The following is a 22854-nucleotide window of genomic DNA, read 5'->3' on the forward strand; positions in this document are numbered from 1 at the left end:
CGTCTCTGGATCGTCGTCGGCTCCCTCGGCCTCGTCGGCCTCGTCGGCCCAGCAGGGCCCGGCGTCCCGGCGGGCCGAGCGGACGGCGGACGGCGTCAACCGGAAGCAGACGCTCAGTTTAATGTAGCCTTCCACCGGAAGGGGAACATCCGGTTCAGATTGGAGTGATCATGAAGATTGGGCTGTACCTCGGCGGCGGTTCGGGACCACACACCGTGGTCGACGAGCTCCTGACCGCGGCCCGGGCGGGCCTCGACAGCGCCTTCCTCAGCCAGCTCCCGTCGTGGGACGCGCTCACCCTGATCGCGATCGGCGCGGCGGCGGTGCCCGGGATCGAGCTGGGGACGGCCGTGGTGCCGACCTATCCCCGTCACCCGCTCGCCCTGGCCGGGCAGGCACTCACGGTGCAGGCCGTCGCCACCGCCGGCCTCACCCTCGGGATCGGGCCGAGTCACCAGCAGTACATCGAGGGGTCGTTCGGCTACCGCTACGACCGCCCGGCCCGCCACATCCGCGAGTACCTGACCGCGCTGCGCCCGCTGCTGCACGGCGCGGCGGTCGACGTTCACGGGGAGACCGTCACCGTGGTCGGCCGGCTCGACGCCCCGGTGGCGACCCCGCCGTCCGTGCTCGTCTCCGCGTTGGGACCGGTGATGCTGCGAACCGCCGGGGAACTGGCCGACGGTACGGTCACGGTGTGGACGGGGCCGCGAACCGTCGGCGACCACATCGTGCCGACGATCACCCGGGCCGCGGCGGCCGCCGGCCGGCCGGCGCCGCGGGTCGTGGCCGGGGTGGGGGTGTGCGTCACCGCCCATCCGGACCGGGTCCGCGACGAGGTGGCGGCGCGGCTCGGCTTCGCCTCGGACCTTCCCGCCTACCGCGCGGTCCTGGATCGCGAGGGCTGGTTCGGGGTGCACGAGACGGTCATCGCCGGCACGGAGGAGGCCGTCGCGCGCGCCCTGCGTCGTTACGCCGACGCCGGCGCGACCGAGGTGCTGGTGAGTCTGGTCGGCGACCCACAGGAGCGAGCGCACACCCTCCAGGTCGCCGCCGCCCTGCGCTCGGCCGGCTGACCGCGTCCTGCCGAGGAGGACGTCCTATCGGCACCCTTGCCTTGTCGCCACGGCGTCCTGGACTGCGCCGCCCGAACGGGCCACCCGCGGGCGCGCCGAGCCCCTAGGGTGGGGCCCCCGATCAGGCCATCTCGCCTGTGCCGGAGCAGGGCCGGGCAGCGGTCACCGCTGTCGCCGCGGGGTCCGCGACGGCCCCGACCGCCGGGTCGCTCGGGATCTCCGCCGAGGTCTGGCGGGTGGTCGGTGTCGTCGTGCTCGGCGCCTCTCTCGCCAACCTGGACGCCGCGCTCGTCAATGTCGGTCTGGACACGATTCAGCCGCGACTCGGTGCCTCCCTCACGTGCCGGCCCGGTGGATCGCCTGTGGCTACCTGCTCGGACTGCCGGCGGCGTTGCCGCTGTGCGCGGCTGGCATGGGCCGCCGTGACGGCATCGGATGGCCGTGACTGTGGTCCCCTGGCGGCTTTCACCGTCATCTCCGGGTTGTGCGTCCTGCCGCGCTCGATCGGACCGCTGATCGCCCTGCCGGTCGCGGGCGGCCTGCTGATCCCAGCCGGGTGGGCGGTGCTCGCCCCGCCCGGATGGGCTGGGTGATGACCCCGTCGCCCGCCGGGCGTGGCGCGAACCCGAGCAGGGCCGTCGCGCCCCGGCGGACGAGCCGCCGCGCCGCCGACTACCCGAGTCCCTTGTTTCCCCCGGTGATGAAAGCCATATCTGCCATGTTCCCCATGCTCTCCGACGTCCTGCATCCTGACCAGGGACAGCGCACCCTGGGACCGCGGGTACCAGCTTCGGCCGGCGGGCACGCCTTTACCGGGAATGAGGGCGGCCCGCCGATGCCGGCGCGGAGAGGACGACGTGTGCGCGGAACGCGGGGTAACACCGTCGGGCAGTGGACCGCGACATGAATGCCGCGCCGTGATGATGGACGTGCTGCGTTCCGTCGCCCGTCCGTCGGCCGTGGCAATCCCGGAACCCGCGGAATGTGCGGGTCCGCGGGTCCACCTGGAACCCACAGTGAAGTGGTGATGGCGCGGAGTGGTTAGAAAGCTGGGAAGTTCCTACACCCTGGAAGACCGCATCGGCCGGGGTGGCATGGGCGAGGTGTGGCGCGGCCATGACGAGGCGGGCAATGTTCTCGCCTTCAAACTCCTGTTGCCCCACTTCACGTCGGATCCGGGAGTGGTCGCCCGGTTCATGCGCGAGCGTGCCATTCTCATCCGGGTCCAGTCGCCCTTTGTGGTGGCGATTCACGACCTGGTGGCCGAACGCGGCGACCTGGCCATCGTGATGGAATTCGTCGAGGGTTCGGATCTGCGTCGGGAGCTGCAGCGGCGCCGCACGATGCCGCCCGCGGAGGCGGTCGGCCTGGTGGTCGACATCCTCGCCGGACTCGGGACGGCCCATCGGCTCGGCATCGTCCACCGTGACCTCAAACCGGAGAACGTGCTGCTCGACCGCGGCGGGGAACGGTTCCGGCCGAAGATCTCGGACTTCGGTGTCGCCGGCCTGATGGCGTCCGCGGCGACGAGGCTGACCATTCCCGGCGGCATGCTTGGCACCCCCCTCTACATGGCCCCCGAAAGCGTCGACGGCGGCGCCGTCGGGCCGGCCGCGGACATCTACGCCGCCGGCACCATGCTGTACGAGATGCTCTGCGGCGTCGCACCGTTCGCCGGCCGGGAGATGCTGTCCATCCTGCGGGCCCACGCCGATCTGGCCCCGGGCCGGCCCACGGGCATTCCCGACGAGCTGTGGGCCGTGGTGGCCGCGATGCTCGCCAAGGACCCGGATGAACGGCCCGGCGTGGACCGGCTGCAGGCGCTGCTGCCGGGCCTGACGGGGCTGCCCGCACTGCCGCCGATGCGCACCCCGCCGCCCTCGGTGGTTCCGACGACGATCCAGGGGGTGTCCGTAGGGCGTCCGAGTGGCCCGGCCGGACCATCCGACGCGGGATCCGCCGCCTCCGCGGGTTCCCCCGGGCCGGTGGGATGGTTCACCCCGTCCGGGCCACCCTCCCCGGGCGAACCCGCCGTCCGGGCGGCCCCGCTCGTCCCGGGGGACGAGGAGTTCGACGATGCGGTGACCACGCCGGTCCCGCTGTACCTGCCCGGTCAGGGGGTGGCGCCGGGGACGGGCCCGGTCGGACTGACGGACGAGGAGTTCGACGATCCGGTGACGACACCGGCTCCCGTGTACCTGCCCGGTGGGTCGGTGTCGCCGAATGCCGCCGGGGTGGCCCCGCCTGCTCTGCCGGTCCAACGCGACGCCCGCCCGGGGAAGTCGGTCGATCCGGGGAAGTCGGCCGGTTCGGGGACGGCGGTCGATCCGGGGAAGTCGGCCGGTTCGGGGACGGCGGTCGATCCGGGGACGGCGGTCGATCCGGGGAAGGCGGCAGATCCGGGGAAGGCGGTCGATCCCGGGAGGGCGGCCGGTCTCGCGGGGACGCCCGATCCGGCGAAGGCGCCCGACCTGGCCATGACGCAGATCCAGGCCCAGCCGGCCGCTGCGGCGCACAGGGCGTCGGCGCCTGCGTCCGCTCCGACGTCGGCCCAGGTGGGTACGGGCCTGGCCGGCGCGGGAGAGCCACCACCGTCCCGTTCGGCGGGTACGGCCCGGTCGGGTGAGAGCGGCCCGGCGTCGTCGGGGCGGCCCGATCGGACGGGGACGGCCGGGCCGACCGGGGGGCGATCCGGCGAGCCGGGCGACGGGAGCGCCGATGCGGCCGGCCGACGGCGGTCCCGCGTCCTGGCCGGCGGCGTCGCCCTGCTGCTCGGCCTTGCCACCGCGGCGGTCGCCGCCGCGGCGATCCCCTCCGACGGCTCGGACCCGGCCCCCTCGCCGGCCTTCCGGGTGAGCGCCAGTGCCGGCGCATCCCCGAGGGCCGGCCTCACCGCGCCGGGGCAGGACGGAGCCCGCGGTGGCGGGCAAGGCGCCTGGTACGGCTCCGCGATGGCGCCGGGCGCGGGCGTCGCGGGCGATCCGGCCGCCCCCGGCGCCGGTGTTCCCGGCTCGCCGGTTCCCGGCGCAGCCGGGCCCGCCCCGGCCTCGGGCGCCGCCGGTCCACCGCCGCCAGCCCCGGGTGGGGCGTCGCCCAGTGGCGGCACCGTCACGACGCCGCCGCCGGCTCCTCCCGCGACGCGCTCGCCGATCGCCACGCCACCGCCGCCGACGGCGGAGCCCTCGTCCAGCCCGCCGACGCCCAAACCAACGCCCAAACCAACGCCCAAGCCAACGCCCAAGCCGACCAAGACCTGCCAGAGCTCCGGCGGACGTGCAGGCAGCAAGCGCACCTGCGGCAGCTCCCCGACCGGGCAGCCCTCGGCGAGCGGCTTGCGCCTCTACACCAGCGCCGCGCCGTGACCCACCACGTCGGGTAGCGGCTCGCGCGCATCCCCCCGATCCCTCGGCGGCCCGGACGCGATCCGGCCCGGGCGGGGTCGAAGTGCTGGAGGCTGGTGACGGTCCCCGGGCCTCGGAACGGCCATCAGCCTCCAGCACCTCTCGGTACGCGGACATCCACGGACGGCGGCCGCGACCACGCGGCGGCCGGAGATCCCGCCGCCCGCCGTCTGTCGGCCTGGACCTCGGCCGCGCTCGGCTAACAGGCGGGCGGCGGGGACGTGGCCGTGCCGCCCGACCCCGTCGGGCAGCTCGTGGGCGACGCCGGGGCCGACGCGGTCGCCGACGGCGACGGCTCGCCGCTCGGGGAGGCACCCGACGTCGGTGTCGACCGCTCGGTCGGCGGCGCACTCGGTTCGGTGCTCGGCGAGACGGTCGCCGTCGCCGGGGTCCGCGGATCGGACGTCGCGTAGGGCTGCGCACCGCCGGACGGGGGCGCGGCGGTCCGCGGCGGCGGCAACCGATCGCGGGCACCGCCGTCGGACGTCCACCGCGGGCCGCCGGGCACTGCCGGATCGGAGCGCGCGCCGGGAGCCGTGCGGTCCAGCGGCGGCACCCCCGGCGGCTCCACCTGCGAATCCGAGCCGCCGGCCGCGACGAGGACCGCGAGGATGCCGACCAGCAGGACGACCAGCAGCGCACCGCCGGCCAGCGGGCCCGACCGCCGCCACGGCGGCGGCAACCAGCCGAAGGCGGCGTCCAGCGGACTGCTGCGGCGGATCACCCCACCTCCGCCCGTGCCCCCGGAGCCGACGCGCAGGGCTCCCGACCCTCCCGCGCCGGCCCGCAGCACGCCCGGCCCCGGCGCGGGGGAGCGCTGGGCGCCCGGACCTCCCGTGGCGGCAGGCACGGGGCGCCCGGGGAACGGACGGGGGCCGGTCGGGTGTGACACACCGACGACCTCGCGTCCGGCCGGGTCCAGGCCGCCGCCGACCGGCGGCCCGTCGCCGCCCGCGTTGGCGTCGGTCCAGCGTGGCACGGGGAAGGTGCCGATGGAGCGGTCACCGCCCGGCGGCGGGGTGGGACGCAGCGCCAGCGGGTGGGTGGGCTGATCGGGCTTGTCGGGATCGAGCGCCGCGGGCGCCGCGGCGACGCCGGCAACCCCGACGGCCCGGGCGGGCCCGACGGCGGGGGCGGCGGGGGCGTCGTCGGGGGCGGCGAGCGGCGGACGGGCCTGCCAGGGGGTGAGGGCGAGTGCCGCTGCCCGGTCGGCGTCCGCGGGCGTGGCGACCCGCGGGTCGGCGACCAGCAGGCGGACGAGCTCGGCCGCGCTCGGTCGGTCCTCCGGGCGGCGGGCGAGCGCGGCTCGTACCAGGGGGGCGAGCCCGTCGGGCACCCCGGCGATGTCCGGTGGGCGGTCCTCGCGCATCCGGGTCAGCACGTCGGCCTGCTCCGAGGCGAACGGCGGGTGGCCGGTGGCCGCGTAGGTCACGCAGGCACCCCAGGCGAAGATGTCCGCGGGCGGCCCGGCCCGTTCGCCGCGTAGCTGCTCGGGGGCCATCCAGGCCAGCGTCCCGATGAGGATCCCGGTCCGGGTGTGGCTGGGCACCCCGGAGGCCCGGGCGATGCCGAAGTCGATGACCTTCGGGCCGTCCCAGGCCAGCAGGATGTTCGACGGCTTGAGGTCGCGGTGAACGACCCCGGCGGCGTGGATGGCGATCAGGGCGTCGGCCAGTCCGACGCTGAAGCCGTGCAGCAGCCGCTCCTCCATCCGCCCGTGGCGCAGCACCGCGTCCGCGAGGCTGGTTCCCTCCACGTACTCGGTCGCAAGCCAGGGCGCGACGGCCTCCGGGTCGGCGTCGAGCACCGCGGCGACCGCGCGGCCGTGCACGCGCCGGGCGGCGGCGACCTCGCGGCGGAAGCGTTCCCGAAACTCGGGGTCGTCGGCGAACCTGGCGTCGGGCACCTTCACCGCCGCGGCCCGTCCATCCGCGTTGAACCCCAGGTAGACGGTGCCCATGCCGCCCGCGCCGATCCGGTTGTGGATGGCGAAGGGGCCGACCCGGCGCGGGTCGTCCTCGACAAGCGGTGTCAACATCGCGACGCCACCCCGACCGACGCCACCCCGACCGACGCCACCCCGACCGACGCCGTCCCGACCGGCCGTCCCGACCGGCACCGTGTCCGCCGCCGAGTCCGGTGACGCCAACCGGACCGCCCGACCTGCGCCGAAATGGTCACTCCTTCGATCATCATGGGCCCCGGCCGGCCCGCCGCCCCCGCCGGGCTGTGGGCCACCCGTCGAGGCCGCCCCATCCGCCGCGGGATCGCGCTGTCTGAACCGTAATGCTTCCAGCCGTCCGTATGCCGCCGGTTGCGGGGGTGGGCGCGTCGTCCCCGGCAGCCGCCATGGTCCGGCTACCGGCGGCTACCGGTGGCGTTGGGATCGTTCGATGGAATCGGGTCGAGGGTGGAGAAGGCAGTCCCGTTCCAGCGGAAGCGTACGTCGGCGTGGCCGGACGGGGAGCCGATCGGGTCCTGCGGGTTGAAGGTGTCGTAGCGCAGCACCACCTCGTGGTCGTTGCGCTGGCTTTTGACGGTGATGTGCGCGCTCGGCGCCGAGGTGTCGGTGCCGCGGAACTTGCCGTCGGCGAAGACGTAGGCGAGCTGGCGCGGCGTGTCCCCGGTCGCCGGCGCGGTACCGATGACGACGCTGAGCTGGCGGTCCTCCTGGTAGGTGCTCATGTCCGGCTCGTAGCCCTTCCCTCGCACGAGGGCGGCCGCGTCGTCGGTGGACAGCGTCGCGGGGCTCGGGGAGGCCGACGGCGTCGCGCTGGGCGACGGCGAGGTACTCGGCGGGGTGGCGACGCCCGTGGCCGGCGCCGGGCCGCCCGTCGCAGTCGCGCCCGCCGTGCCACCGGCATCCTGCGTGGTCCCGACGGGCGGGGTGGCGACGTTGTCGTCCCCGCCGCCACCACCGCTGCTGAGCGCGACTGCCGCCGCGATCCCGCCGCCGAGCAGCAGCGCGATCAGGACGGCGACCGCGATGACCGGGCCGCGCCGCCCACCGCCCGAACCGCGCCCACCCCCGGGGGAGCCGTCCCAGCCGTCGGCCCGGCGACCGGCGCCGCCGTGGCCCGCGGCGTGCTGGTCCGCGTAGGGGGCGGTGCCCCGGCGGCCACCCGGACCCGAGTCGCGGTCGTCGTAGCCCGGACCGCCGGCGCGCGGGGACGCCGCGCCGTAGCCGGCCTGGTTGTCGTATCCGGCGCGGCTGTCATATCCGGCCTGGTCATATCGGGCCTGGTCGTATCCGGCGCGGCTGTCGTACCCGCCACGGCTGCCGTAGGCGGGCGGGGCGTCGTAGGCCGATCGGGGGTCGCGCAGCGTCGGATCCGGGTAGCCGCCGGCGGCGCGCTGGGGTTGCCCCCCGGCCGGGTCATACCCGGCGTTGCGCGCTCCCCTGAGTGGACCGGCGCCCTGCGGCGGGGTGGGCGGCAGCGACCACACCTGGGCCAGGGCGGTCTCGCTGGCCTCGTCGGAGTCGGCGGGGGAGCGCACGTCGCGGCCGACCAGCCGGGCGAGCAGCTCGGTCGCCGTGGGCCGGCGGGTGGGCTCCTTCTCCAGCGCGGCCCGCACGACGCCGAGCAGGTCGGGCGGCAGGTCGTCGAGGTCGGGCTCGGCGGTGAGGATCTGCATGCCGACCGCCTCGGCGCGCTCTCCCCGGAACGGGGGGCGCCCGGCGGCGGCGAACGCCACGCAGGCCCCCCAGGCGAAGATGTCCGCGGGCGGCCCGGCGCGCTCGCCGCGCAACTGCTCGGGGGCCATCCAGACCAGCGTGCCGATCAGCATTCCGGTGCGGGTGTGGCTGGTGCTGTCCCCCGCGCGGGCGATGCCGAAGTCGATGACCTTCGGACCGTCCCAGGCCAGCAGGATGTTCGCCGGCTTGAGGTCGCGGTGCACCACACCCGCCGCGTGGATGGCGACGAGGGCGTCGGCGAGCCCGATCGCCAGCCCGTGGACCAGGCGGTCGTCGAGCTCACCGCGGGTGGCGACGGCGTCGGCGAGGCTGCGGCCCTCGACGTACTCGGTGGCCATCCAGGGGCGTTCGCCGGTCAGGTCGGCGTCGAGCACCGTCGCCACGGAGCTGCCCCGCACGCGCCGCGCGGCGTCGACCTCGTGCCGGAACCGGGAGCGGAACTCGGGGTTGTCGGCGAGGCCGGCAGAGGGGACCTTGACGGCGACCGGCTTGCCGTCGTCGCCGAAGCCGAGGTAGACGACGCCCATGCCACCGGCGCCGATGCGGTTCGCCAGCCGGAAGTGTCCGATGCGGCGTGGGTCGTCCGAGGTCAGGGGCGTCAGCACACCGCTTCCTATTCTCCGAGCTCTCCGCCGGCGGGCGGGTGGTGCGGGGATCGACAGGGTCGGGGGAGGCTATCCGATCACGCCTTGGTGGAGCGCACCCCGGGGCAACGCGGGGAATGAGCCAATTGTCTCTCAGTGCGGTGGTCGTGCTCATCTGCCGGCCGAATCGTCACGGGACGCTTCGTATCGATCGCTCTCCGTTCCGATCTGGCCTGCGATCGCCGATCCGATGAATCATCGGTCGGTTCCGTCTTGACGGGATGATCGGAGGAGGATCTGAGGTAATGCGAGAATATTGAAGATTCAATGCAGCTTTCGAGGGAAGATATTCGCAGGAGTGGAGGTCGCGAGCGGGCTGCGCTCGCCGCGGCCGGTGACGGAGGGAGCCTGGATGGTCGTCCGCGTTCCACGGGCCACGGGGCGCTCGGTCCCGCCGCCCGGTTCCGGCGCCGCGGCCGGATTCACCATCCATCCCACGGGGCCGGCCGCGGCGGAGGTGATGCCGGCCGCAGCGCAGGTGATGCCGGCCGCGGGGCAGCCGGTGGAGGCGCTTCGGGCGGTGGAGGCGCTTCGGGCGGTGGAGGAGGTGCCGGTCGGGCCGGGCGTCGCGGCGCGCGACGTGCTGGCCGTCCTGCGCCGCCACGTGCTCGTCGACGGCCTGGACCTGGTCTGCGACCTGGCCGAGAGCGCCGGCAGCGTCCTGGTCGACGCCCGCGACGGCCGGCGCTACCTCGATCTCTACAGTTTCTTCGCCTCGGCGCCGCTCGGGGTGAACCCGCCAGAGCTGGCCGGCGACCCGGGCTTCCTCGACCGGCTGGGCCGCATCGCGGTCAACAAGCCGGCGAACCCGGACGTCGCCACCGCCGCCTACGCCGAGTTCGTGCGCACCTTCGCCCGGGTCCTCGGCGACCCGGAGCTGCCGCACCTGTTCTTCGTCGAGGGCGGCGCGCTGGCGGTGGAGAACGCGCTCAAGTGCGCCTTCGACTGGAAGAGCCGGCACAACGCCGCGCACGGCCGCCCGGCCCGACTCGGCCGCCGCGTGCTGCACCTGCGCCACGCCTTCCACGGGCGCAGCGGCTACACGCTGTCGGTCACCAACACCGATCCGGTCAAGACCGACCGGTTTCCCGTGTTCGACTGGCCGCGCATCGACTGCCCGGCGATGACCTTCCCCTGCACCGGAGCCGCCCTCGACGCCGTCGTCGCCGCCGAGCGCGCCGCGCTGGCGCAGGCCGAGGCGGCCTTCGCCGCCCACCCGCACGACATCGCCTGCTTCCTCGCCGAACCGATCCAGGGCGAGGGCGGTGACAACCACCTGCGTGCCGAGTTCCTCGCCGCCATGGCCGCGCTGTGCCGGCGCCACGACGCGCTGTTCGTGCTTGACGAGGTCCAGACCGGGGTCGGCGCGACCGGGTCGGCCTGGGCCTACCAGCAGCTCGGCCTGCGTCCCGACATCGTGGCGTTCGGCAAGAAGGTCCAGCTCGGTGGGATCATGGCCGGGCGGCGGGTGGACGAGGTCGCCGCCAACGTCCTCGCCGTCCCCGGCCGGATCAGCTCCACCTGGGGCGGCGGCCTGGTCGACATGGTCCGCGCGACCCGGATCCTGGAGGTCATCGAGGCCCGGGGGCTCATCGCGCGGGCCGGTGAGCTCGGTGCCGGCCTGCTGACCGAGCTGTCCGCGCTCGCGGCGGCCCATCCGGGGCTGCTGGCCAACCCGCGCGGGCGGGGCCTGCTCTGCGCGGTGGACCTGCCCGATCGGACCACCCGCGACGAGGTGCTGCGCCGGCTGCGGGTGCGCGAACATGTCCTCGCGCTGCCCGCGGGCGTCCGCACCCTGCGGTTTCGTCCGGCGTTGACCGTCAGCGCCGACCAGCTCAGCACCGGCGTCACCGCGCTCGCCCGCGTCGTCGCCGACTTGGAAGAGGGGAACCTGGCATGACCCTGGTCCGCCCGCGGCGCGTCGGCGCGCGTATCGCCGGACGCGCCCACGACCTGTGCGCGACCGTCGGGGGACCGGCCGGCGGCGCCGAGGTCGAGGCGGCGGCGGTCCGCGTCGTCGCCTCCACCGACCCGGCCCGCCTCGACGAGGTCGTCGCGGAGGTCGAGCTCGGCGGCCCCGAGACCATCCTCGCCGCGGCCGTCGCCGCCCGGGCGGCCGCGCGCGAGTGGGCCGCGGTGCCGGCCCCCGTGCGCGGCTCGGTGATCGGCAGCTTCGGCCGGCTCGTCGCGGACAACGCCGACGCCCTCGCCCGGCTGGTGACCCGCGAGGTCGGCAAACCCGCCGCGGAGGCCCGCGGCGAGGTCCAGGAGATCATCGACACCTGCGAGTTCTTCCGCGGGGAGGGCCGGCGGCTCTACGGGCAGACCGTGCCGTCCGAGATGCCGGACCGCCAGCTGTTCACGTTCCGTGAGCCCCTCGGGGTGATGATGGTGATCACGGCCGGGAACTTCCCGGTGGCGGTCCCGTCCTGGTACCTCATGCCGGCCCTGCTCGCCGGGAACACGGTGGTGTGGAAGCCGGCCGAGTACGCCGCCGCCTGCGCGCAGGCGATGCTGGACCTGCTGACCGCCGCCGGGGTGCCTGCGGGCGCGGTGAACCTCGTCCCCGCCGACGGCCGGGCGACGTCGCTGGGGCTGGAACGGGCGCTGGCCGCCGGCGCCGTGGACAAGGTCGGCTTCACCGGGTCCACCGAGGTCGGCCGGTTCATCGGCGCCCTGTGCGGGCGGCACCTGCAGTCGCCGTGCCTGGAGCTCGGCGGCAAGAACCCCATGGTGGTCGCGCCCGACGCCGACCTCGACGCCGTCGTCTCCGCCGCCGTGTTCGGCGGCTTCGGCACCGCCGGGCAGCGCTGCACCTCGCTCGGCACGGCGATCGTGCACGAGTCGGTGCACGCCGCGTTCGTCCGCCGACTCGACGCCGCCGTGTCCGCCGCGGTCATCGGCGACCCCACCGGCGACGTGCTCTACGGGCCGCTGCTCGACGCCCGCTTCGCCGCCGGTTTCGAGCGTCACCTCACCCTCCTGCGCGACCACCACCGCCTGGCGGGCTCCACCGCGCTCGGCCGCATCACCGGAACCGGCCGCATCACCGGAACCGGCGGCGCCAGCGGAACCGGCGGCGCCAGCGGAACCGGCCGGACCGGCTGGACCGGCCGAGCCAGCGGAGCCGGCGGTTCCGCGGAACCGCGGGGCGCCGGCGGCCTGCCCCGCAACGGCCCGCGGCGCGGCTTCGTCGGCGACCCGGACCGCGGGCTCTACTACCATCCGCTGATCGTCGACGGGGTCCGCCCCGACGACGAGCTGTTCCGCGAGGAGACCTTCGGCCCGATCGTCGGCGTCACCACCTACCGCGACCTCGACGAGGCGATCGAGCTGGCGAACCTGCCCGGCTACGGCCTGTCGTCGTCGATCTACACCGCGGACGCGGCGAGCGCGTTCCGGTTCCGCCGCGGGGTGCGCGCCGGGATGGTCAGTGTCAACGGGTCGACGACCGGCGCCGAGGCGCACCTGCCCTTCGGCGGCAACGGCCGGTCCGGCAACGGCAGCCGCCAGTCCGGGATCTGGATGCTCGACCAGGTCACCCGCTGGCAGTCACTGAGCTGGGACTACTCCGGCCGGTTGCAGCGCGCCCAGCTCGACACCGCGGTCCCCGCCGCCGACCTGTCCTTCCGCCTGCCCGGCTGACCTCCCACCCGCCGAGCCCGACCTGCCGCGTGCCTGGGAACGGCGCCCGCTGTCTCTTCCACAGGGACAAATCGGGCGCCGAACCCTGTGGAAGAGACAGGTGGGCGCTCTCCCCTGTATCCGCTCGCTCCGAGATGGCGCTCGATGGGCGTCCGATGTGTCGCTTGTGTCGGATGCGGACTGTTCTGTTACCCGGTGTTCGGGTGCGCGTCAACCATGGGCTGGCCGGCTTCCGTACCGTTGGCCGGCCGGCTGCCCCCGGCCCTGCGGATCCGCCCTGGTGGCCGGTGCCGCCGGGTGGGAACAGCCACCCGGTGCAGCTTCGTTGTCCGTACGGGAGGAAATCAGCGTGACGCATGTCGAACGGGTGATCCCCAAGGGGGCCGACGGCCGGGTGGAGCCGCTGGTGCGCGGCATCGCCGACGGCATCGGCGGATGGCTCGGCGCGGCCGGCCTCGCCGAGCGGGTCGGCGTCCAGGCGGAGAACCTCGCCGGCCTGCGGGTCCTCGACGAGGACGACGACGAGGCGACGCTGCTGCGGCCCGACGGCACCCCCGTCGACACCTGGCGCGAGAACTACCCCTACGAGACCCGGCTGGAGCGCGCCGACTACGAGCGGGACAAGCGGCTGCTGCAGATCGAGCTGCTGAAGATGCAGTACTGGGTCAAGGAGACCGGGCAGCGCATCGTGCTCGTCTTCGAGGGCCGCGACGCCGCCGGCAAGGGCGGGACGATCAAGCGGTTCACCGAGCACCTCAACCCGCGCGGCGCCCGGGTCGTCGCCCTGGAGAAGCCGTCGCCGCGCGAGCAGCAGTCCTGGTACTTCCAGCGCTACATCGAGCACCTCCCCGCCGCCGGCGAGATCGTCATGTTCGACCGGTCCTGGTACAACCGGGCCGGCGTCGAGCGGGTCATGGGCTTCTGCTCCCCGGACCAGTACCGCGAGTTCCTGCGCCAGGCCCCGGAGCTGGAGCGGATGTGGACCCGCAGCGGGATCAGAGTGATCAAGCTGTGGTTCTCGGTGTCGCGCCGCGAGCAGCAGACCCGGTTCATCGTCCGCCAGATCGACCCGGTCCGGCAGTGGAAGCTCAGCCCGATCGACCTCGCCGCGCTGGACCGCTGGGACGACTACACCGACGCCAAGGAGGCGATGTTCTTCTACACCGACACGGTCGAGGCGCCGTGGACGGTGGTGAAGAGCAACGACAAGAAGCGGGCCCGGCTGGAGACCATGCGCCACGTGCTGCACGAGCTGCCCTACGCCGGCAAGGACACCGACATCGTCGGCACCCCCGATCCGCTCATCGTCGGCCCCGCGGTGAACCTGCTGGAGACCGGCGAGAAGGCCGACCGCACCTTCCCCTCGCTGCACTGAGCCGGCCCGGCGCCGCGGGCTCGGATACCTTGCCGTTGTAGGGGGTTGCTGTCCGTTTCGTCCCTGTGGAAGGGCAAGGTGGACGGCGAGCGCGAGCCGGGCGGTCCGGCGGCGGGGCGGCTGCTGCCGGCGTTGCCGTCGCCGCTCGAGGAGATCGCGGACGCGCGGCTGGGTGCGCGGGGTGTCCGCCTGCTGCTGAAGCGGGACGACCTGATCCATCCGGACATTCCCGGCAACAAGTGGCGCAAGCTGCGGGGCAACCTGGACGAGGCGCACCGACTCGGGCACGACACGTTGCTGACCTTCGGCGGCGCCTACTCGAACCACATCCGGGCGGTGGCGGCGGCCGGCCGGCTGTTCGGCTTCCGGACGGTCGGGGTGATCCGCGGCGAGGAGCACCTGCCGCTCAACCCGACGTTGCGCTTCGCCGTCGACGCCGGGATGCGGATCACCTACCTCGACCGCACCTCGTACCGGGCGAAGTCGTCACCGGGGGTTGTCGATCGGCTGCGCGCCGAGTTCGGCGCGTTCTACCTGCTCCCCGAGGGCGGCAGCAACGCCCTCGGGGTGCGTGGCTGCGCCGGGTTGCCCGCCGAGATCGACCGCCCCTTCGACGTGATCTGCTGCTCGTGCGGCACCGGTGGCACCCTCGCCGGCATCGCCGCGGGCCTCGCGCCCGGCCAGCGCGCCCTCGGCGTCCCGGTGCTGCGGGGCGCCCGGTTCCTCGCCGACGACGTCGACGCCCTCCAGCGCGCGGCGTTCGGCGCGAACTCCGGCAACTGGACCATGGCCTACGACTTCCACCTCGGCGGCTATGCGAGGTCGACCCCGGAGCTGGCCCGGTTCATCACCGACTTCCACGACCGCTACGGCCTCGCCCTGGAACCGGTCTACGAGGCGAAGCTGCTCTACGCCCTGTTCGCCCTCGCCCTCGCCGCCGCCGCCTTCCCGCCCGGCACGACGGTCGTCGCGGTCCTCAACGCCCTCGCGGACAGGCCCGGACCCGCCGCCCAGAAGGGGAACGCGCTTGGATGATCGTCATACCCGGTTATACTGAGGGTGTGAAAACTGCGATCTCAATCCCGGACGAGACGTTCAACGAGGCTGAGCGTCGCGCGGCCGCACTTGGCGTGAGTCGCTCCGAGTTCTTCACGACAGCCGCGCGCCGCTACATCGAGGAGCTTGACGCGCAGTCCCTTACCGAGCGCATCGACGCCGCACTGGAGCTCGCGGGTCCCGACGACTCGTTCGAGGCTGCGGCGCGCGCCGGCCAGCGAGCACTGGGCGACAGCGAGGACTGGTGATCAGCCGGGGCGACATTCACTGGGTCGACCTCGGTGAGGCGGAGGGCAGTCGCCCCGCGAAGCGCCGCCCGGTGGTGGTCGTCCAGTCCGCGCCCTACAACGCGAGCCGGTTGGCCACGGTCGTCGCGGTCGTCATCACCTCGAACACCGCGCTTGCCACCATGCCTGGCAACATCTTCCTCCCCGCCGCGGTGACCGGCCTTCCGCGCGACTCCGTCGCCAACGTGACGGCCATCGTCACTCTCAACAAGGACGAACTCGGGCACGCTGTAGGCGCCATACCGGAGGGCCTCATGCGAGACCTGGACCGAGGACTACGTCAGGTGCTCGCGCTCTGACCGCCCTCGCCTGCCGGATAATTGTGATGCCCGCATCTGGCCGGGCTGCCACCATGGCCCGATGGGCTGATCCAGCACCGAGAACGCATCGGAATTCCTTGCCGAGGCGGGCGAGGCGAACGTCTCCATGAATTGGGTGAGCTTGCGCGGAGGCCGCCCCAGCACGCCAGCCCGGCCGGGCGGATGCCGGGCCGGCGTCCGGGGTCGTCGGCGGTCAGCCGGTGGTGGGTTGGGTGGGCAGGGGGGCGGGGGAGTCGTAGCGGGGGCGCAGCGGCTGGCCGGAGCGGCCGGCGTCGGGGCGCACGGCGAGGGTCTGGTGGATCTGGGTCTGGCCGCCCTCGAAGCTCAGCGCGGAGCCGGCCATATACAGCCGCCACACCCGCGCCCGCCCGGCGCCGACCTGGGCGACGGCGGCGTCCCAGTTCTCCTCCACCGCCCGCACCCAGGCCCGCAGGGTCAGGCCGTAGTGCTCGCGCAGGTTCTCGACGTGACGGACCTCGAAGCCGGCGGCCTGCGTCAGCGACGTCATCAGGCCGATCTCGTGCAGCTCCCCGTCCGGGAAGACGTAGCGGCGCAGGAAGTCGCGGCCCTTCGGCAGCGGGATGGGACCGAGATGGGGCTGGTACCGGTACGCCCCGGCCGGGTCGCCGGGGGAGGAGATGCCGTGGTTGAGCAGCCGGCCGCCGGGGCGCAGCAGCCCGTAGAGGCTGGCGAAGTACGTCGGCAGCATCGCCCGCCCGACGTGCTCGACCATGCCGACCGAGCTGATCGCGTCGAACGGACCGTCGGGGATCTCCCGGTAGTCCTGCAGGCGGATCTCGATGGCGTCGGTGAGCCCGGCCTCGGCGATCCGCCGGCGGGCCTCGGCGGCCTGTTCCACGGAGATCGTCACCCCGACGCCGCGGACGCCGTGGTGACGGGCGGCGTGGATGAGCATGCTGCCCCACCCGCAGCCGACGTCGAGCAGCCGCTCGCCGGGGCGCAGCCCGAGCTTGCGGCAGACCAGCTCGTGCTTGGCGGTCTGCGCGGCGTCGAGCCCACTGGTCGGCGACTCCCACACTCCGCACGAGTAGGTCATCGTCGGGCCGAGGAACAGCCGGTAGAACGCGTTGGACACGTCGTAGTGATGGGAGATCGCCGCGGCGTCGCGGTGGCGGCTGTGGCGGCGCCCGTGCAGCCGGGCCTCCTCCGGCGGCGGGGCGGGCGGTCGGGCGCCGAGCTCGCGCAGCAGGGTCAGCAGGGCGGGTGCCGTGGCGGCGGTGGGGCGGTGCGGGATGGCGGACAGGTGGTTGCGCAGCTCCAGGGCGGCGAAGATGTCGCCCTCGACGTCGAGATCGCCGCTGACGAAGGCGCGGGCGAAACCCAGCTCGCCGGGGCGGAACAGGGCGCGGCGCATCGCCTCCGGCGAGCGCACCACGACCTGCGTGGGGGTGTCCGGGCCGAGCGCGGAGCCGTCCCACAGGACGATCCGCACCGGCGGCGCGGTCCCGATGAAGGTCTCGAGCAGGGTGCGGGTCGCCCGTGCCAGCTCCGGTGACCACCGTGGGTCCGGAACAGGGGTCGGCTGGGCGGCGGGCTCGTGCTCCTCCAGTTCTCGACTGATCGTCAAGGCGCATCCTCCGGGTCGTGTGCGCGGTCCCTTCGGCTGGGACGTCGCCGGAGACTGCCCGGTCGGCACCCGCCCGACCAGGACCTTCGCCCACGCCGGTGGCCCCGGTCAATCAGCGGAAGGCCCGTGGTCGGCCCAGCCCCGCGGGGCGCGGTCGCACCTGGTTACCTGGCTCCCATCGTCCCCCAGAAACGCCGTGTCCGAACGGTGTCCGGTGTCGCATGGCGGTATCCCGTCGGCGGGAATAATTCGTCCGGTTGACGTAGGGAAAACCGCAGGTGGCGGTGGGTCGGGAGGGGTCGGGAGGGGTCGGGAGGGGCCGGGAGCCGGCGGGCTCAGGCGACCGCGGCGGCGCCGAGCAGGGCCTTGAGATCGCCCATCAGCGCGGGGGTGCGCTGGACCTTGTAGGCGTCGTCGAGGCGCAGCAGGGTGATCTGCCCGGGGGTCTGCAGCCGCAGGTGCACCTCGGTCGTCCCCGGGTGGGTGCCGAGGACCTCGCGCAGCCGTTCCACCGTCGGCGGGTTCACCCGGGCCGCGGACATGGTGATCACCACCGGGGGGCTGAGCGCCGCGTCGCTGAGATCCGGCACGGTCAGCTCGGCGGCGATCAGGCGCGGGGTGTCCTCCCGCTTGTCCAGGCGGCCCCGGACGATGACGACGGCGTCCTCGGCGAGCTGGGTGGAGCACACCTCGTAGGTCTGCGGGAAGAACATCACCTCCAGGCCGCCGGCGAGGTCCTCGACGGTGGTCAGCGCCCACAGCTTGCCCTGCTTGGTCACCTTGCGCTGCAGGCTGGAGATGATCCCGGCGATGGTCACGGTGGACCCGTCCGCGTACTCCCCGCCGGTCAGGGCGGCGATGCTGCAGTCCGCCTTCGCGGTGAGGATGTGTTCGACCTCGCGCAGGGGATGGTCGGAGACGTAGAGCCCGAGCATCTCCCGCTCGTGGGACAGCTTGACCGCCTTGTCCCACTCCTGGTCGGAGAACTCCTGCACGCCGAAGACGGGCGCGGCGCCCGGGTCGTCGTCGGCGTCGAGGGCGAACAGGTCGAACTGGCCCTCGGCGTTCTTCTTCTTCACGCCCATCACCGCGTCGACGGCCTGCTCGTGCCGTTCGACCAGGCCACGGCGGGTGTGCCCGAGCGCGTCGAACGCGCCGGCCTTGATCAGCGACTCGATGGTGCGCTTGTTGCAGACCACCGCGTCGACCTTGTCGAGGAAGTCCGGGAAGGAGACGAAGCGGCTCTTCGCCTTCCTGGTCCGGACGATCGACTCGACGACGTTCGTCCCGACGTTGCGGATCGCGGCCAGGCCCACCCGGATCTCGGCCTCGCCGTGCGCGGTGTAGTCGGCGTTGGAGCTGTTGACGTCCGGCGGGAGCACCCGGATGCCCATCCGACGGCACTCGTTGAGGTAGATCGCGCTCTTGTCCTTGTCGTCACGCACCGACGTCAGCAGCGCGGCCATGTACTCGGCCGGGTAGTTCGCCTTGAGGTACGCCGTCCAGTAGGAGACCAGCCCGTAGCCGGCGGTGTGCGCCTTGTTGAACGCGTAGTCGGAGAACGGGACGAGGATGTCCCACAGCGTCTTGATCGCCGCCTCGGAGTACCCGCTGGTCTTCATCCCCTCCGAGAAGGGGACGAACTCCTTGTCGAGGATCTCCTTCTTCTTCTTGCCCATCGCCCGGCGCAGCAGGTCGGCGCCGCCGAGGGAGTAGCCGGCGACCTTCTGCGCGATCGCCATGACCTGCTCCTGATAGACGATCAGGCCGTAGGTCGTGTCGAGGATGTCGGCGAGCGCGTCGGACAGCTCCGGGTGGATCGGGGTGATCTCCTGCTGGCCGTTCTTGCGCAGCGCGTAGTTGATGTGCGAGTTCGCGCCCATCGGCCCCGGCCGGTAGAGGGCGAGCACGGCGGAGATGTCCTCGAAGTTGTCCGGGCGCATCATCCGCAGCAGCGAGCGCATCGGCCCGCCGTCGAGCTGGAACACCCCGAGGGTGTCGCCGCGGCCGAGCAGCTCGTAGGCGGCGGGATCGTCGAGGGTGAGCCCCAGCAGGTCGATCGTGATGCCCCGGTTGGCCTCGACGTTGCGCACCGCGTCGTCCATGACGGTGAGGTTGCGCAGGCCCAGGAAGTCCATCTTGAGCAGGCCGAGAGTCTCGCACGTCGGGTAGTCGAACTGGGTGATGATCGCGCCGTCGGCGTCGCGGCGCCATACCGGGATGTGGTCGATGATCGGCTCGGCGGACATGATGACGCCGGCCGCGTGCACCCCGGCCTGGCGGATCAGCCCCTCGAGGCCCTTCGCCGTCTCGATGACCTTCTTGACGTCCGCGTCGGACTCGTACAGCCCGCGGATCTCCCCGGCCTCGCTGAAGCGCGGGTGCTTCGGGTCGAAGATGCCGCCCAGCGGGATGTCCTTGCCCATGACGGCCGGCGGCATCGCCTTGGTGATCCGGTCGCCGACGGCGTACGGGTAGCCGAGCACCCGCGAGGAGTCCTTGATCGCGGCCTTGGCCTTGATGGTGCCGAAGGTGACGATCTGGGCGATGCGGTCGTCGCCCCACCGCTCGGTCACATACCGGATCACGTCACCGCGACGACGTTCGTCGAAGTCGATGTCGATGTCGGGCATGGACACGCGCTCGGGGTTGAGGAAGCGCTCGAACAGCAGCGAGTGGGGGATCGGGTCGAGGTCGGTGATGCCGAGGGCGAAGGCGACCATCGACCCGGCGGCGCTGCCGCGGCCCGGCCCGACCGGGATGCCCTGGGCCTTCGCCCACATGATGAAGTCCGCGACGACGAGGAAGTACGACGGGAACCCCATCTGGAGGATGATCCGGATCTCGTACTCGACCCGCTCGCGGTGCTCGTCGTCGTAGCCGTCGGGGAAGCGCCGGGCCATGCCCGCCCAGGTCTCCTTGCGAAACCAGCTCTCCTCGGTCTCGCCGTCGGGCACCGGGAAGCGCGGCATGAGGTTGCGCTTGCCGAACATGCCGGCCGGGTCGACCCGCTCAGCGATCAGCAGCGTGGTCTCGCAGCCCTCCTGCCAGATGTCCGAGGAGTCGATCCCGTACATCTCCTCGGCGCTCTTGAGGAAGTAGCCCGAGCCCTCGAACTGGAACGACGGGTTGGCCACCGTCGAGGCCGTCTGCACGCACAGCAGGGCGGCGTGGGCGTCGCGCTCGTGCTCGTAGGTGTAGTGCGAGTCGTTGGTGACGACGAAGCGCATGTCCAGCGCGCGGGCGATGTCGACGAGGCCGTCGCGGACCCGGCGCTCGATGTCGAGCCCGTGGTCCATGATCTCGCAGAAGAAGTTCTCCTTGCCGAAGATCTCCTGGTAGGTGGCGGCGGCCTGCAGGGCGGCGTCGTACTGGCCCAGGCGCAGCCGGGTCTGCACGATGCCGGACGGGCAGCCGGTCGTCGCCATCAGCCCGTCGGCGTGCTCGGCGATGATCTCCTGGTCCATCCGCGGCCACTTGATGTAGTGGCCCTCGATCGACGCCCGCGAGTTCAGCCTGAACAGGTTCTTCAGCCCGTCGGCGTTGCGCGCCCACATCGTCATGTGGGTGTAGGAGCCGCCGCCGGAGACGTCGTCGCTCTTCTGGTGCGGCTCCCCCCAGCGCACCCGCTGCTTGAGCAGGCGCGACTCGGGGGCGACGTACGCCTCGCAGCCGATGATCGGCTTCACGCCCGCCGCGGTGGCCTGCTTGTGGAAGTCGTACGCCCCGTACATGTAGCCGTGGTCGGTGATCGCGACCGCCGGCATCTGCTGGCGTGACACCTCGCTGAACATGTCCTTCAGTCGAGCCGCCCCGTCCAACATCGAGTACTCGGTGTGGACGTGCAGGTGGACGAAGGAGTTTGACACGTCGGACCCTCCCGCGCGCTGGGCACGCCGGTCGAAGCGGGGCCGATCACCCCGTCACGGGCGGACGGCACGCCGGCGCGCCGGGTGCGCTCGCCACGGGGATCGGCCGGTATGGACGGGGCTTTACCCGGCAGCCTAGCGGCCCGCCCGAGCCCGCCGGCACCTCCACCGCCGTGTCGGCCCGAGCATCACGAAGGGACACCGCCACGGTGCGGATCGGCATCACGGGGGCGGGTGGGCGGCCCGGCCGCCGCCGGCGCGGCGTCCGGCTGGAACGGCTCACGCCGGGCGTCGGCGATCGCGCTGGTGATCGCCGCGGTGATCACCGAGACCGCCCGGTCGGCCTCCCGTCGCGTGGTCGCCCAGTTGCTCACCGACAGCCGCATCGCCGCGCGGCCCCGCCACACCGTGCCGGTCACGTACGCCTCGCCGCCCGCCGTCACCGCCGCGGTGACCTGCCGGGTCAGCCGGTCGCCCCGCGCCGCCGCCCCCGCTGACCCTGCCGCCCCCGCTGACCCCGTTGCCTCGGACAGCCTCGCTGGCCGGGAGCCGTGCGTCCGGCCGGCCACCGGGCGTGGGTCGTCCACCCGGATCAGCACCTGGTTGAGGGCGACGAGGGGCCCCGGGCCGGCGGGGGCGCCGGTCGCGTTCAGAATGGTCACCCCTGGCAGCGCGGCGAGTCGGGTGGCGGCGTGGTCGGCGAGGGCGCAGCACCGGTCGACGAGGTCACGCAGGCCCGCGCGGCCCAGCGAGCGCAGCGCCGCGTAGACGGCGAGGGCGCGGGCCCGCCGGCTGAACTCCGGCGTCCAGTCCACCGGGTCGAGCTGCCCCGCCGCGTCGAGCACGAAGTAGTCCGCCGAGGTCGACATCGCCCGCCGGTGGGCCACCCGGTCGGCGACCAGTGCGATCCCGCAGTCGTAGGGGACGTTGAGCCACTTGTGCCCGTCGGTGGCCCACGAATCGGCGAGCTCGGCGCCGGCGACGAGGTCGCGCCGCGCCGGTGACCCCGACACCGCCGCCCAGAGGCCGAAGGCGCCGTCGACGTGCACCCAGGCGCCGTGGGCGTGCGCGATCGCGCAGATCTCGGCGAGCGGGTCGACGGCGCCGGTGTTGACCTCCCCCGCCTGGGCGATGACGATCGTCGGCGTCGGCGTCGGCGTCGGCGTCGGCGGCTCGGCGCCGGCCTGTCCGATCGGGCGCGCGGTCGAGGTCGAGGTCGCGGTCGGTGCGAGGGCGGCGCGCAGGGCGTCGGGGCGCATCCGGCCGAGCCGGTCGGTGGCCACCTCGACGATCGCGCGGGTGCCGAAGCCGAGCAGGCGCAGCGCGGCGTCGACGGTGGCGTGCCGGTCCGCGCCGGCGAGCACGCGCACCGGCGGCGCTCCGGTCAGGCCGTCGGCGGCGACGTCCCAGCCCGCGTCGGCGAGCACCCGCTGGCGGGCGGCGCCGAGCGCGGTCACGTGCGCCATCTGGGTACCGGTGGTGAAGCCCACCGACACGTCCGCCGGCAGGCCCAGCAGCTCGGCGACCCACCGTCCGGCGACGGTCTCGGCGGCGCTGGCCGCGGGCGACAGCGACGCCAGCGCCGCGTTCTGGTCCCAGACGACGGCGAGCAGGTCCGCGGCGAGCGCGGCGGGCAGCGTGCCGCCGACGACGTAGCCGAAGAACCGGGGCGAGCCGGTGGCGGTCAGCCCGCCCCCCACCGCCTCGACGAGCGCGTCGACGACGGCCACCGGGTCGCTGGGGCCGGCCGGCAGCCGGCCGTCGAGCCGGGCCAGGACCTCGGCGGCGCTGTGCGCCGGGCGCACCGGGCGCTCGGCGAGGCCGGCGAGCCAGGCGTCGGCGTGCCCGGCGGCGGCACGCAGCGCGGACCGCAGCGCCTCGCCGGGATCGGTCGCC

General features: G+C 73.8%; 13 protein-coding genes. 8 read left to right on the top strand and 5 right to left on the bottom strand.

Features of this window, described 5'->3' with window-relative positions; genetic code table 11:
* Window positions 1-170 precede the first annotated feature (170 nt).
* Window positions 171-1076: a TIGR03564 family F420-dependent LLM class oxidoreductase gene (locus tag AC5R91_RS30690; protein WP_495394770.1), complete on the top strand. Its 906-nt coding sequence runs from the start codon at window positions 171-173 to the stop codon at window positions 1074-1076.
* 1037 nt (window positions 1077-2113) lie between these two features.
* Window positions 2114-4438 (top strand): serine/threonine-protein kinase, encoded by a 2325-nt coding sequence (locus AC5R91_RS30695; protein WP_495394771.1) that lies wholly within the window; start codon window positions 2114-2116, stop codon window positions 4436-4438.
* 238 nt (window positions 4439-4676) lie between these two features.
* Here AC5R91_RS30695 and AC5R91_RS30700 read toward each other — a convergent pair whose 3' ends face one another.
* Entirely contained in the window at window positions 4677-6515 is a 1839-nt protein-coding gene (locus AC5R91_RS30700) for a serine/threonine-protein kinase (RefSeq protein ID WP_495394772.1), read from the bottom strand.
* A 320-nt stretch (window positions 6516-6835) separates the two neighbouring features.
* Window positions 6836-8779: a protein kinase domain-containing protein gene (locus AC5R91_RS30705; RefSeq protein WP_495394773.1), complete on the bottom strand. Its 1944-nt coding sequence runs from the start codon at window positions 8777-8779 to the stop codon at window positions 6836-6838.
* Window positions 8780-9299: 520 nt separating this feature from the next.
* On the opposite strand from AC5R91_RS30705, the gene lat reads away from it, so the two are divergent.
* The 6 genes from lat (at window position 9300) to AC5R91_RS30735 (ending at window position 15480) form a co-directional block, all read left to right on the top strand.
* The gene (lat, locus tag AC5R91_RS30710) at window positions 9300-10718 is read left to right on the top strand and encodes an L-lysine 6-transaminase (RefSeq protein ID WP_495398092.1); all 1419 of its coding nucleotides are present in this window, start codon (window positions 9300-9302) and stop codon (window positions 10716-10718) included.
* Window positions 10715-12463 carry an aldehyde dehydrogenase family protein gene (locus AC5R91_RS30715; protein ID WP_495394774.1) on the top strand — a complete coding sequence of 583 codons (1749 nt, stop codon included), beginning with the start codon at window positions 10715-10717 and terminating at the stop codon, window positions 12461-12463. The genes lat and AC5R91_RS30715 overlap by 4 nt, the downstream gene beginning before the upstream one ends.
* A gap of 349 nt (window positions 12464-12812) precedes the next feature.
* Window positions 12813-13838 (top strand): polyphosphate kinase 2, encoded by a 1026-nt coding sequence (ppk2, locus tag AC5R91_RS30720; RefSeq protein ID WP_495394775.1) that lies wholly within the window; start codon window positions 12813-12815, stop codon window positions 13836-13838.
* 45 nt (window positions 13839-13883) lie between these two features.
* Window positions 13884-14873 (top strand): 1-aminocyclopropane-1-carboxylate deaminase/D-cysteine desulfhydrase, encoded by a 990-nt coding sequence (locus AC5R91_RS30725; protein ID WP_495394776.1) that lies wholly within the window; start codon window positions 13884-13886, stop codon window positions 14871-14873.
* Window positions 14870-15142: a hypothetical protein gene (locus AC5R91_RS30730; RefSeq protein ID WP_495394777.1), complete on the top strand. Its 273-nt coding sequence runs from the start codon at window positions 14870-14872 to the stop codon at window positions 15140-15142. The genes AC5R91_RS30725 and AC5R91_RS30730 overlap by 4 nt, the downstream gene beginning before the upstream one ends.
* Window positions 15139-15480, top strand: coding sequence for a type II toxin-antitoxin system PemK/MazF family toxin (locus AC5R91_RS30735; RefSeq protein ID WP_495394778.1), 342 nt, complete (start codon window positions 15139-15141; stop codon window positions 15478-15480). Before AC5R91_RS30730 ends, AC5R91_RS30735 begins: the two co-directional genes overlap by 4 nt.
* A 214-nt stretch (window positions 15481-15694) precedes the next feature.
* Here AC5R91_RS30735 and AC5R91_RS30740 read toward each other — a convergent pair whose 3' ends face one another.
* The 3 genes from AC5R91_RS30740 to AC5R91_RS30750 form a co-directional block, all read right to left on the bottom strand.
* Window positions 15695-17089 carry a class I SAM-dependent methyltransferase gene (locus tag AC5R91_RS30740; RefSeq protein WP_495394779.1) on the bottom strand — a complete coding sequence of 465 codons (1395 nt, stop codon included), beginning with the start codon at window positions 17087-17089 and terminating at the stop codon, window positions 15695-15697.
* Window positions 17090-17424: 335 nt separating this feature from the next.
* Window positions 17425-20958: a DNA polymerase III subunit alpha gene (gene dnaE / locus AC5R91_RS30745; RefSeq protein ID WP_495394780.1), complete on the bottom strand. Its 3534-nt coding sequence runs from the start codon at window positions 20956-20958 to the stop codon at window positions 17425-17427.
* 188 nt (window positions 20959-21146) lie between these two features.
* A complete protein-coding gene (locus AC5R91_RS30750) occupies window positions 21147-22832 on the bottom strand; it encodes a pyridoxal phosphate-dependent decarboxylase family protein (RefSeq protein WP_495398093.1) in 1686 nt (561 codons plus the stop codon).
* Between the last annotated feature and the right edge of the window lie 22 nt (window positions 22833-22854).

This window comes from Frankia sp. BMG5.60 (assembly GCF_059428125.1).

Bases quoted from the DNA above. Each gene is read 5' to 3' on its own strand.
- AC5R91_RS30700 (WP_495394772.1), bottom strand. From the start codon at position 6,515: ATGTTGACACCGCTTGTCGAGGACGACCCGCGCCGGGTCGGCCCCTTC.
- AC5R91_RS30690 (WP_495394770.1), top strand. From the start codon at position 171: ATGAAGATTGGGCTGTACCTCGGCGGCGGTTCGGGACCACACACCGTG.
- AC5R91_RS30730 (WP_495394777.1), top strand. From the start codon at position 14,870: ATGATCGTCATACCCGGTTATACTGAGGGTGTGAAAACTGCGATCTCA.
- lat (WP_495398092.1), top strand. From the start codon at position 9,300: ATGCCGGCCGCGGGGCAGCCGGTGGAGGCGCTTCGGGCGGTGGAGGCG.
- AC5R91_RS30715 (WP_495394774.1), top strand. From the start codon at position 10,715: ATGACCCTGGTCCGCCCGCGGCGCGTCGGCGCGCGTATCGCCGGACGC.